Source organism: Companilactobacillus miaonis (assembly GCF_036913615.1).
GTDB lineage: Bacteria > Bacillota > Bacilli > Lactobacillales > Lactobacillaceae > Companilactobacillus.
The window spans coordinates 114,087-126,197 of sequence record NZ_JAYKTX010000001.1; the positions used below are offsets into that span (position 1 = coordinate 114,087).

Sequence of the window (12,111 nt, forward strand, 5' to 3'; positions counted from 1 at the left end):
TTTAAGCAAACGCTTACTGCAATTTTCCAACTTGGAGGTACATGGATGAAGGAAGATTTTAATAATTTAGATACTTCGGCCTACAATGGTCCTGAAATCTCCACTAACGTTCCCTTAACAATGTTTTATAAACGAAAGAATTCTCAAAAAGTCCTGTATACGATGCTTCAAAATGGCAAATTTCATTCTTTTGAAGCTCCAGACTATCAAAAAATGCACCGTGATCGAGATTTTGAATTAATGTATGTCTTAAAAGGACAGTTGACGAATTATTTAGAAGATCAAGCGTTCACTTTCCAAACTGGTGAAGGCTGCCTACTGAATCCCCAAGTCAAGCACACGGAAAAATTACAAGACGATTGTTTAGTAGTCTTTTTGAATTTGTCAGAAACACTATTACGCCAGCTTTTAGCCGACATCGAACTTGAAGATACAGTTTTTGCATTTTTGAAACACAATCTTGATGACAAAAACGGTTGGCAACGGAATTATTTGAAATTTCATCGCCTCAATAGCAATTCTGATAGAATTTTAAAAATCATTTTGGATTCGTTGCAACAAGAAATAACTACCGTCAAAATTGGAGCAAAATATTTTCAAAGTGGTCTAGTATTAAGATTGTTAGCGGAATTAGAAGATCAACATCATTTTCAAGTTATCACTAACTTACTTGATAATTCTAAGCAAGATTTTCTGGCTGATCGAGTTATCGAATTGATCGATAAAAACGCTGGTAATATTTCTCGAAGGTCTTTAGAGGAACAATTACATTACAACGCTGAATATTTAAACCGACTTTTGAAAGAAAAAACTAAGCAAACGATAACTACTTACTCGCAAGAAGTTCGAGTCCATCGAGCTCAAGAGCTATTAACGACAACAGATTTAACTGTTCAAAATATCGCGCAAAAATTAGGATTTAGTAATGAAACTTATTTCTATCATTTTTTTAAAAAACATGTGAACTTATCCCCTAATGTTTATCGAAATAAATTTACAGAGCGTGGAACAAGCCGTTTAGAACCATAGTTAAACAACTAAGCCAAAAAGCCTGGTAATCAAAACGATTACCAGGCTTTTTATTTGTATTCGAATAAATTTTTATAAGTCACCTATTAGCTGTTGACTGTTTCAGTTGACAAGAACTTAGGATTTGGTGTCACGTGGAATGATTTGGCCAAATCTCTCAAGTCATCATCAGTGATACTTTGTAAGATATTGCCACCTTGAGCTTGAATAGTAGTATAAATTTGGCAAGCTTTTTCAACTGTTTCAATCAAACCGTAAACTTCATCCATACTGTCACCACAAGCAAAAATTCCGTGATGTGGCCACATAACTACTCTAAATTCATTCATCTTATCAGCGGTAGCTTGACCAATTTCGTTGGTTCCTGGTGTCATGTAAGGGATGATACCAACGCCTTCTGGGAAGACTACTAAAGATTCTGCTTGCATCTTCCACAATAGACGACTAATGCTGCCTTCATCTAATTCGTGGGTAAATGATAATGCTACCCAATTAGTTGGGTGACAGTGCATGACGACTCTTTGATTTGAATCTACTTTTTGACGTTCAATGTGAGTCATCAAGTGTGATGGGAATTCACTAGTTGGTTGTCCGACATCATTGAAGCCCCAAAGAAGGTCAACTGAATTACCTTCATCAGTAATTCTAACTAAGCCGGTATCACGTTCTGGATAATTGTGAACGTTCTTGAAATAACGTCCAGTACCAGTTACCAAGAAATATTGTCCAGCCAAAGCTGAAGCATCAAATTTGATAGGAATATTTCTAATTGTTTTATCCAAGTCATCAAATTGATCAACTTCGGCTTGAGTTAATCTGAGACTGACATTACCGCCATTTCTTTCGTCCCAACCATGTTTATAAAGTTCATTTGTAATTTCAGACATTTTTTCAACAAATTTAGAATCAATAAATTTCATAATAATTAGCACCCTTCTTTTTAGTTACGTTTAAATTGGACATCTTTTTCATATTGGTGAATATTTTCAAGCCAATCAGTACCAACTGGAACATTATTTTGCAAGCAGAATTCGTCCCAAACAGCTCCAAATGGATATGATTTCAATTCTTCGGTTTCAGCTAATCTCGTTGTGAAATCAAAGTTTAATTCAGCTTTCTTCAATTGATCGATAGGCTCAAGCATAGCTTGTAAAAAGGCCTTTTGAGTTGCACGGGCACCAATTACCCAAGCGGCAACTCGATTGATCGTGGCATCGAAGAAATCAAGTCCAACATTAGTCTTGTTCAATTCATTGTCACGAACCAATGAACGAGCAATTCTGGTCAATGCATCATCGAAAATAACCACGTGATCACTATCCCAACGAACCGGACGGGAAACATGCAACATCAAACCTTTACCAAATGGCAAGAAGGCTGAGAACTTATCTGAGACGTCTTCTGTTGGGTGCCAGTGTCCAGCATCAATAGTCCAAAGCTTATTTCTGGTCAAAGCATAATTGTTGTAGAACAAGTGTGAACCAACAGTATATGATTCGATTCCAGTACCGAACAACTTACCTTCAAAGGCTTCGATCGTATTCTTTTCGTCGTACTTCTTTTCAATAATTTTATCGAGTGATTCAATCAAACGACGGCGTGGTGTTTCCTTATCTATTGGATTGTCCTTAAAACCATCCGGAATCCAAAAGTTATTGATTGATTGTTGACCTAATTCTTTACCAAAGTAATTTGAGATTTCACGACTGATCTTGCCATGTTCGATCCAGAAATCACGGACATCTTTATCAGGACTAGCTAAAGTGAAGTTATTTTTAACCATTGGATGTGAGAAAAATGTTCCATTCATATCCAAACCAACGTGTTCTTTCTTAGCCCAATCGACCCAGTAACTGAAGTCTTCAGGTCCAATATCGTTAATACCCTTCTTTTTACCATTTGTGACCGCATAAATAGCGTGAAGTTGAACTTTATGAGTACCAGGAATAAGTGACAAAGCTTCACTCAAATCACTTGTTAACTCATCCGGTGTTCTGGCAATTCCAGGATAGTTACCGGAAACTCCGATACCCCCAGTCAATTCTTGGCTAGGATTTAAAAAGCCATGAATGTCGTCTCCTTGCCAACAGTGAACTGACAATTTTAATTTCTTCAATTCCTTTAAAACTGCATCAGTGTCAACGCCGATTGCGGCATAACGTTCTTTTGCTTCTTGATAAGCTTTTTCTACATTTTCTGAACTAACCATGTTTATCCCTCACTTACTTTAATTTTTCCTTTAAGAAAATCTTGATAATCCTTTAAAATATCGCCATATTTATTAGTTTCTGGATAAAATTCATTAATTTGATAAGAATTTCGAATCATTTCTCGTGCATCGGCAATGTTATTGATCTCATTTTCAGTGATCATCTGAACTACTAAATTTCCAATTGCGGTAGCTTCACTAGGCCCAGCAAAAACAGGAATATTTGCTAAAGTACTAGTCAATTGATTTAATAATTTAACGTTTGAACCACCGCCAACGATGTTCAATGCATCCAATTTGTAGCCTAATATTTGATTGAGATTTTCTAATTCGTTCGCATAATACAAAGCTAAATTGGAGTAAATTGCCATTGCAATTTCACCCGGAGTTTTGGGAACAATTTGACTTGTTTTCTTACAATAATCTTGAATTGCTTGAATCATATTTTCAGGATTAATAAATGATTCATCATTTACATCAATGAATTGTGCAAACGGTTTTTCTTGGCCGGCCATCTCAGCTAGTTGAGCAAAACTATATTGATCATTCAAATTGTGTTTAACATTTTGAATCATCCAAAGTCCCATGATATTTTTCAAAAAGCGATAAGTTCCATAAGCTCCCCATTCATTGGTGTAATTACTTTCAAATGCTAAATCGCCAATCTCAGGCACATTCAATTCAGTTCCTAATAACGACCAAGTACCTGAACTTAGAAAGGCCCAATGGTCGCCAACTCCTGGAGTTCCTAGAACCGCTGAAGCAGTGTCATGCGTGGCAACAGTGATGACCTCAGTTTCTGGAATATCATATTTAACATGCCAGGCATGGCGAATATTGCCAAGAACCGTACCCGATTCAACTAATCTTGGAAATTGATTTTGATCAACGTGGACTTTTTTCAATAAATCTTTATCAAATAAACCTTCACGAAGATTCAACATTTGTGTCGTCGAAGCGTTAGTAACCTCAGTAACGGCATTACCAGTTAGTACGTAGCCGATATAATCAGGAATCATCATTATTTTGTCAGTTTCTTTTAATTCTTCCTTATTTTCGGTATACAACTGATACAAAGTATTAAAGTTTAAGAATTGAATTCCGGTCTTTTTGTAAATCAGTGACTTGGGCACATCTGTTGTCAGTTTTTCCAAAGCATCTTTAGTCCTTGAGTCACGATAACTGATAGGATTTTGAATCTTTTTTCCATCCATACCGACTAAGACGTAATCAACAGCCCAAGTATCAATTCCGAGGACAATGTCGTTAAAGCCTAATTGTTTAACTTTCTCTAAACCTGTAAAAATCTCATCGAGGATTTGATCGATTTGCCAACAATCGTGACCGTCATCTTTTTTAAAACCGTTCTTAAATCGATGAACTTCTTGTAAATCAATTTTGCCATCTTTAATTTGGCTCAACATCAAACGACCACTAGAAGCTCCAATGTCGACTGCAACATAAGTTTTTGACATTTCTTTTCCTCCTTTTTTTAATTTATATTATTGGATAAAATTATTAATCATAACAAAATGTGATATATTTAAATTACTTAATCATTTTAGAAAAGCTCTTGTATCAACATTTCATAACTTAATATAACCGCTTACATGATCACCAACAATGTCAGTAATACATTCCTTTAGTAACATATTTACAGGAGGCGTAGCCGATGGATGCCAGAATTCTAAGACGTTTAAAGCAATACGAATTAATTGAAATAGAACAAAAAAAGACAAACCATCACGTGGATGATTTGCCTAATTACGCTGTCAAAAAAGAACCGCAGACCGGTCAAATATTAAATGATTACTTTTTTCGCAATCGAGATGTTTATATTAGCAAACACAGTCGTTTCGCTGATTATCCGGAACATTCCCACCAATTTTTGGAAATGAATTATATGCTCAGTGGAACCTGCAATCAAATAGTCGATGGAAAACCAGTTCATTTAAATCAAGGTGATTTATTACTGATTGATGTCGGCTGCTCACATTCAATCAAACGCCTGGGTGAAAACGATTTACTAATTAATTTGTTATTTAGGGATAAGAATATCAGTATCAATTTTTTAAATGACATGAGTCGAACTAAATCAGTTCTTTATGAATTTTTAATCAATCGAGCCGCGGGCGAAAATAATTCGATCAAGTACATGCTCTTCGGTAAAAATATCGACAATGACATCAATAAAACCATGGAAGATATCATCACCGAATACTATTCTAAACGTGAATTTTCAAATACTATCATCAAATCATATTTATCAATTCTTCTAGCCAAATTAGTTCGCCACTATCACGTGTCTCCCACCACAAAAGATCCGCAACAACAGATTATCATCAAAATTTTAAAAGATATTTCTCAAGATTATCAGAGTTTGAACCTAACAAAGCTGGCCAAAAAATATGGCTACAATAAAAACTATCTCAGCAACTTTATCAAAAAAGAGACCGGTTCAACTTTCAGCACTTTGATCATGAAACAACGACTAATTAACGCCCACACCTTAATAACCTCAACCACAATGCCAATTTCCGACGTAATCGATGCCATTGGAATGAAAAATCGAACCGATTTTTATAAAAAATATCGAGATTACTATCACAATAACCCTGGTGACGAACGCTAAAAAGAATCATTTTAAAATTTGGATAGTGTTGAATTGTCGTTTTGCGGACAATAAAAAAAGCAGTTAGACCAATTTTGATCTAACTGCAACTAAACGATTTTATACTTTAAGTTTTTTTAGTAGGTATGCTAAAACAGCAATAAAACACCATAACACTGCTGCACTAAAAAATACTGTCTGAACACCTAAAATGTCACTTATCCAGCCAAAAAATAACGTCGCTCCAGAAAATACGCCAGTATATATTGAATTCTGTAAAGCATACACTGAAACTAGCATATCATTGGGAGCTGACTTTTGAACGAGCGTCGTTTCAGGAACATCTTTTATTGCTGTACTGATGCCAAGTAACGTTGAAAATATCACTACTGAAATTGTCGACTTGGTAAAGGCTACCAACAACATTACACCACTACCTAGTAATGATCCTAAAATAATAGATTTTATGATATTTTGGTCTAACCTTCTGGCAAGAAGGTAACAACCAAAGCTTCCTAAAAGAGCACCAAGCATATATCCTGCATTTATATACCCCCACCAAGCAGAAGATGCGTGTAAAACCTGATGAACGAAAACTAATATAATTGACGAAACCCAAACAGTATCCGCAGCAGTTCCCACTAAATCCATAAGAGTCACTGTACGAAGCAAATGAGTTTGTCTGATGGTTTCGTATCCAGTAGTTAATTGCTGCCAATTAGAAACCTTTTTTAAACTCTGATCAGTGTTGGGTAACATCCACATCGTCGCTGAAGCACCAAATGCAAGTATGATGCTGAATATCAACAATTGGTTGATGTGGAAGAATGTCAACAAGATACTTCCTAGAGCCCAGCTACCAACTCCCAAAAACTGATAGACGCTGCTCAATAAACTGTTTGCCTTAACTAATTGGCTTTCAATAACGTAGTACGGTATCAATGCTTCACTAACAGGTTCGGCAAAGCCGTCAAGTAGCGCAATTAAGATTACAATCATATACATGAAGATCAATCGAATATTTGCCAATCTAATTTGGGAAACAGCTAGTACTAAAAACAGAAATAAAAATTTTCCAAACTGAGTAGCCCCTAATATATGATTCAATCGCCATTTACTAGTTATTAAAGGAGTAATTAAACCTGAAATCATCATTGTTCCTGTTAATAAGACAGGGACCAGAGATGTCATAAAAGCATTCTGAGTTCAGCTATATACCGAGTTGATTACCGAAATCGTATATAAAGTATCTCCAATATTAGCAATTGATTGACCAATAAGTAATGTTACAAATGATTTGTTTTTAAACATTTTTAAACACGTCCTTAGTTAAATTCAATTCAGAGGATGGGAATAAAATTTCACTCTAAATTGGACTGACATAAGAAAATGGTGTGCATTTCAAACAAGTCATTTTCATCTTCCTTTCTTTACTTTCACACAAATAAATTTGTAAAAGGTTCACTTAACAATCAAGATATAATTTAACTATAATAATAATCTAATCGCATATCAAGAATTTCTTGTCGTTATAGTTTATATCTCAATAGATTCATTGTTCAGTTCTCCACCAAAATCAAATTCTATTTTTCATTTTTACTATTCAATTTGTCGCATTGAATAATTAGTTGATTAGTTTCTTTTGCCGGATCAAGTTTCATTGAATACTTGCGACCATATTCAATCATCGTATGATGTGCTTGGTGTAATTCCTCTGGTGGCATCACACTAACGATTTTATTCTCAACTTGAATAGGAGTCGCTTTTTGATCAACAAAATGCAGTCGCTTTGAAATAGCTGACACGTGCGTGTCAACTGCAAAAGTTGGTTGATTGAAAACATCACTCAAGACGACGTTAGCCGTTTTTCTCCCCGCACCAGGAAGAGCCATGATGCCCTTTCTAGTTTCTGGGACAACGTCATTTAATTCGTTATGAACGATGCCGGCTGTTTTAATAATATTCTTAGCCTTGTTGTGAAATAAGCCAACGCTTTTAATAATTTGCTCAACATCTTCTAACTTAGCATTCATTAAATCCTTAGGTTCCGGATATTTAGCAAACAAAATTGGCGTTACTTTATTGACCGAAACATCCGTGGCTTGAGCACTCAAAATAACTGAAACTAAATATTGAAATGGTGTTCTGGAATCGAGAGATGGGCCAACTGGTCCGATATCTTCTTCCATCTGACGAATTGCCCAAACGATTTGTTCATCTTTTAACATTAGTATCCCAACTTCTTTCGACGGTCTTGTAATTGTTCTGCTGTCTTTATATTACTCTTTTCCCAACTAATTAAAATCCGATCCATATATTTCAACGAATAAGCTTGATTCAAAACGGCTTCTCGCAAAGCCAAACTGATCAATTCAATACTGTAATGGTCGTCGTCGATCCACTGATGAATTTGTTCTTGCTCAATCGGCGAAATTGGTCGCCCAAATTCAACCTCGATTTTCTTGAATAACTCTTCAGTCTCCGACATCAATTTATTTTGTTTATCCGAGTCATGTTCTTGTTGCAAGAGATTTTTCAGACGATGATAAATTGGTGTCAACGAATAAATGTCACGTTGTTGATGATGGTCAACGATAGTTTTCAACTCAATAACGCCTAATTTGATCAATCCTTGAATAATTGTATAAATACTGGCTTCGTCCATTCCCGTATCGTTAGCTAAATCCTTTGCCATTGGAAATGTGACGCCTTTTTGAGCATACATTGACAAACCTAAATAGACGATCAAGTCTTGTTCGGTCATGCCCAATTTATGGTAATTTTTTAAAATCAAATTGTTGATACTAGTACTGCCGCTGTCAACGAATTGATTAAATACCGCATCTTCCATTAAATTCCTCCAATTAACAAAAAAAGCCCGAGAATCGTCTCGACTTTTTTTAGTTTGTTTTAAATATTATCGATAATTTGAATACTGTCACCAGTTCTAAAGTCAACTAGATTATAACCGATAGAGCCATTTTTCTTTTGGAAAGTTACTTCCCAAGTTGGCTTATTTTTGTACAGTCCTAAATTGATATGCAAAATCTTTTTAGCACCATAACGATCAGCTACACCGTCAATGATTGTTTGGCGAACTGGAGCGTTATTCTTATTAACAATTTCTGTCTTACCACTTTTAGCATTGATAATAATATAACGATACTTCTGCTTCTTCGTTAAGCCACCAACTGCATAATACTGTTTTTGGCGGGTGTAATTGCCGAAATAATCAGGTTGCACGATACCAGCTTTTTCTTGGGCGATATCATTAGCTTGTGATTTGGCACTCGAATAAGGGGCAAAAGAAAGGTTTAAATAAGTCAATACTGAAACAATTGCCAAGGCAATCAGAGATATGGTCAATAAAATTTTTGTGCTTTTAGTCATAATACTTCCTTTTCGTAGTTACAGAGATAAGTATAGCAATCTTTTATCAATTCAAAAACTCATTTATATCTTTTTTAATCGTATCCATATCCTCATTTACGACCGGCAAACCTTTCGGCAAGGAATCCAAGATAGTTTTACCGTAACTTTTAGTTAAAATTCGATTGTCTAACAATAAAATCACGCCACGATCAGTTGGCGTTCGAACTAATCGACCGAGTCCTTGACGTAGTTGCAAAATAGCGTTTGGTAAAGAATCGACCTTGAACACATTGAGATTTTGTTGCTTCAGAATATCTTGCTTTATTTTGACATCTGGTTGTTCAGGTGATTCGAACGGAATCCTTGTTACAATCAAAATCTCGAGCATCTTTTTAGGAAAATCGACCCCTTCCCAGAAGGAATTAGCTCCTAGAAGAACTGAACGGCGACCGATAGCAAAACGCTTTTTGATTTTTTCATTTGAACCAGTAACACCCTGAGCTAGAATCTCCCACTTCTCTTTAACATCCGTTTCCATCAACAATTGATAGACATTACTCAACGTATTTAAAGAGTTGAATAAAATCATCGTTTGATGATCCATATTGTCCAAAATATCAACGATATAACGTGTAACCATTTTGTAGTAGTCATCGCTGGTTAAACTTTGAATATCCGGCAAATCAGCAGGTAAATAGATCTTACTATTCTTAGAAATACTATTCATATCAGGTAAAATCACCATTTGGTTGATCTGATTTTGATTCAATTGCGTATCCAAGATAAAGTGTGAAAAATCCTTTTGGACGGTAATTGCCGCACCAATCGCAAAAATTTGGCTGAAACGTTGTGTCGTCTGATCAATCAAAGTATGTATATCAAATTGACGCCAACTAATTTTTAAAGTATTGACTTCATAATAATCACGCATTTCCAATTGAACCCCAAACTTCTCTCCGTGACCTTGAAGAGCCTGAGCTAATTCATCTAAATTGATGATTACTGAACGCAATTTAGCATTTTCAATCGTCAAATTAGAGATAACTTTAGACAATTCAACGGAAATAAAGTTCTTTTGGAAATTATATTGATCAAACAAAGTCTCAACTCGATTGGAGATCAATGATAATTCAACAATCAAATCAGACAAGAGATCGAGTAACTTTTGATTATCCTTACCAAAAGTATTGTCGCTATCTAATAGCGAAACGAACTCTTCACGGTCTTTGAACTTAACTTGATTTTGAATATAAGAACCAAAGATATTATATTCCAGTCGTTGCATCAATTCGTCGACTGCTTGAAAATGAGTTTCCATCCCCTGCAAGTCTTGATAATTCCATAATTGGGTCGTAACTTCTGTGAACGCATAACGAAGCGTGACACGATTTTGGTATAAGATGTCACTAATTTTCTTAACATACTCATTCAATTTTAAGAAATCAATCGTTGGCGAACTAGCATCCCGCAAGCTACCGGCAAAATGATTAGCTTCGTCAATCACTAAATAAGAATTTTTACCCCAAAATGGACTGTCCAAGTGACGAGCCAAAAATGACTGGTTAGTTACTAAAATTCGCGATTCCATATAGTGATTCTGTTGGTAAAGCCAAAAATCGTCTCGTCCGAAGATCGTATTTTCTTTAGGTTCACCACGATGTCTAATAATGCTAAACAAGGGACTGTTGTAATTTGTTAGATGCAATTCACTCAAGTCACCAGTGGTGGTCATCGTCAGCCAAACCAAAATTTTCATCTTTAAAATGGCGGTATGACTGTGTAAACGGTAGTTATCTAGAGCCTCATAAAAACGGTCCAAATCAATAAAATTGTAACTACTCTTAACGATTTCCGCATGGTACTCGTTGTTTGTAACGGAATTCAGTAACGGAATCGACTGATCGACAATTTGTTGCTGCAAAACTTTCGTCGTTGTTGCAATTACGAGTTTTTGATTGATATTAACTAAATAAGACAGTGGCAACAAATAACCAAGGGTCTTCCCAGCCCCAGTTGGAGCTTCAATTAGATTCCATTTTTTGATTTTATCGCGATTTTGACTCGTATGATAAATGTTATCCATCAAATTAGATTGATTGACTCGATAATCAAGGATGCCATCAAGTAATTCTTTTTTGGCCTCTCGACTCTTCGGATATTTAGTTGTGTGATCGATTTTTTCACTAACATGGAAATCTTTTTTTCTTAAAATCAAACCGTTTCGCTCGTATAAATACGCTGGCAAAACTGCTTGACGTGATTCTTTTTCACGTTCCTCTAAAATTGTCTTGAATACTAGATTTGTCTCTCGGATAGTATTTTTACCAAATTTTGCTAACAAACGCAGGGTTTGCAGTGGTAATTGTTGAATCCGTTTGAGAATGATCAAGAACAATTCTGCAGTCACGTGCGCATCGCTATTTGCACTATGTGGATTTTTGTGAACGATGCTTAAATAATGTGTTAAATCTTGTAGTTTATAACTACTAATTGTTGGAAAAAGTATTTGCGATAATTCAACAGTATCGATTGCTTTGACATTGAGTTGGTTCATTCCGATACGTTTAAGTTCACGATTTAAAAAGGTCAAATCAAAATTCACATTATGTGCAATAAAAACTCGATTTTTTAAAAGTTTAAAAATATCAGGTGCAACTTCTTCAAATGTTGGTGAATCTAAAACATCTTCATCACTCAATCCCGTTAAAGCAGTAATTCGATTAGGAATCGGTACTTTGGGATTTATTTTTTGATCATAAATATGTGTAATCTCACCATTTTCGATAAGGGCACAGCCGAATTGAATTATACGCCCGTTGTCATGCCAATTTGAATTGGTAGTCTCTAAATCAACAACAGCGTAAGTGTTTTTCAAATCATTCACCTCTCA

At 35.4% G+C, this 12,111-nt stretch carries 10 protein-coding genes; 2 read left to right on the forward strand and 8 right to left on the reverse strand.

Annotated elements, in window-relative coordinates; genetic code table 11:
* The first annotated feature begins 45 nt into the window (after positions 1 to 45).
* Positions 46 to 1,029 (forward strand): AraC family transcriptional regulator, encoded by a 984-nt coding sequence (locus tag U8521_RS00525; protein ID WP_334351516.1) that lies wholly within the window; start codon positions 46 to 48, stop codon positions 1,027 to 1,029.
* 86 nt (positions 1,030 to 1,115) lie between these two features.
* Here the strand turns inward: U8521_RS00525 and rhaD are convergent, their stop codons facing one another.
* The 3 genes from rhaD to rhaB are packed head-to-tail and all read right to left on the reverse strand — an operon-like array spanning position 1,116 to position 4,713.
* The gene (gene rhaD / locus U8521_RS00530) at positions 1,116 to 1,949 is read right to left on the reverse strand and encodes a rhamnulose-1-phosphate aldolase (protein WP_334351517.1); all 834 of its coding nucleotides are present in this window, start codon (positions 1,947 to 1,949) and stop codon (positions 1,116 to 1,118) included.
* Positions 1,950 to 1,969: 20 nt separating this feature from the next.
* A complete protein-coding gene (locus U8521_RS00535; RefSeq protein WP_334351518.1) occupies positions 1,970 to 3,238 on the reverse strand; it encodes an L-rhamnose isomerase in 1,269 nt (422 codons plus the stop codon).
* Positions 3,239 to 3,240: 2 nt separating this feature from the next.
* The gene (gene rhaB, locus U8521_RS00540) at positions 3,241 to 4,713 is read right to left on the reverse strand and encodes a rhamnulokinase (RefSeq protein WP_334351519.1); all 1,473 of its coding nucleotides are present in this window, start codon (positions 4,711 to 4,713) and stop codon (positions 3,241 to 3,243) included.
* A gap of 197 nt (positions 4,714 to 4,910) precedes the next feature.
* On the opposite strand from rhaB, the gene U8521_RS00545 reads away from it, so the two are divergent.
* Positions 4,911 to 5,870, forward strand: coding sequence for a helix-turn-helix domain-containing protein (locus U8521_RS00545; protein WP_334351520.1), 960 nt, complete (start codon positions 4,911 to 4,913; stop codon positions 5,868 to 5,870).
* Positions 5,871 to 5,969: 99 nt separating this feature from the next.
* On the opposite strand, the gene U8521_RS00550 is transcribed toward U8521_RS00545, so the two are convergent.
* The 5 genes from U8521_RS00550 to U8521_RS00570 all read right to left on the reverse strand — a co-directional run bounded on the left by U8521_RS00550 (position 5,970) and on the right by U8521_RS00570 (position 12,096).
* Entirely contained in the window at positions 5,970 to 7,004 is a 1,035-nt protein-coding gene (locus U8521_RS00550) for an MFS transporter (RefSeq protein ID WP_334351521.1), read from the reverse strand.
* 428 nt (positions 7,005 to 7,432) lie between these two features.
* Complete coding sequence (locus U8521_RS00555) at positions 7,433 to 8,077, reverse strand: endonuclease III domain-containing protein (protein WP_334351522.1); 645 nt, start codon at positions 8,075 to 8,077, stop codon at positions 7,433 to 7,435.
* Positions 8,077 to 8,700, reverse strand: coding sequence for a DnaD domain protein (locus tag U8521_RS00560; protein WP_334332759.1), 624 nt, complete (start codon positions 8,698 to 8,700; stop codon positions 8,077 to 8,079). Before U8521_RS00560 ends, U8521_RS00555 begins: the two co-directional genes overlap by 1 nt.
* A gap of 59 nt (positions 8,701 to 8,759) precedes the next feature.
* A complete protein-coding gene (locus U8521_RS00565; protein WP_135371353.1) occupies positions 8,760 to 9,239 on the reverse strand; it encodes a DUF5590 domain-containing protein in 480 nt (159 codons plus the stop codon).
* A gap of 46 nt (positions 9,240 to 9,285) precedes the next feature.
* Positions 9,286 to 12,096: a helicase C-terminal domain-containing protein gene (locus U8521_RS00570; protein ID WP_334351523.1), complete on the reverse strand. Its 2,811-nt coding sequence runs from the start codon at positions 12,094 to 12,096 to the stop codon at positions 9,286 to 9,288.
* Positions 12,097 to 12,111: the final 15 nt, after the last annotated feature.

Excerpts from the sequence above, each read along its gene's own strand:
- U8521_RS00525 (WP_334351516.1), top strand. The coding sequence starts at position 46 with ATGAAGGAAGATTTTAATAATTTAGATACTTCGGCCTACAATGGTCCT.
- rhaD (WP_334351517.1), bottom strand. The coding sequence starts at position 1,949 with ATGAAATTTATTGATTCTAAATTTGTTGAAAAAATGTCTGAAATTACA.
- U8521_RS00535 (WP_334351518.1), bottom strand. The coding sequence starts at position 3,238 with ATGGTTAGTTCAGAAAATGTAGAAAAAGCTTATCAAGAAGCAAAAGAA.
- rhaB (WP_334351519.1), bottom strand. The coding sequence starts at position 4,713 with ATGTCAAAAACTTATGTTGCAGTCGACATTGGAGCTTCTAGTGGTCGT.
- U8521_RS00545 (WP_334351520.1), top strand. The coding sequence starts at position 4,911 with ATGGATGCCAGAATTCTAAGACGTTTAAAGCAATACGAATTAATTGAA.
- U8521_RS00550 (WP_334351521.1), bottom strand. The coding sequence starts at position 7,004 with ATGATGATTTCAGGTTTAATTACTCCTTTAATAACTAGTAAATGGCGA.
- U8521_RS00555 (WP_334351522.1), bottom strand. The coding sequence starts at position 8,077 with ATGTTAAAAGATGAACAAATCGTTTGGGCAATTCGTCAGATGGAAGAA.
- U8521_RS00560 (WP_334332759.1), bottom strand. The coding sequence starts at position 8,700 with ATGGAAGATGCGGTATTTAATCAATTCGTTGACAGCGGCAGTACTAGT.
- U8521_RS00565 (WP_135371353.1), bottom strand. The coding sequence starts at position 9,239 with ATGACTAAAAGCACAAAAATTTTATTGACCATATCTCTGATTGCCTTG.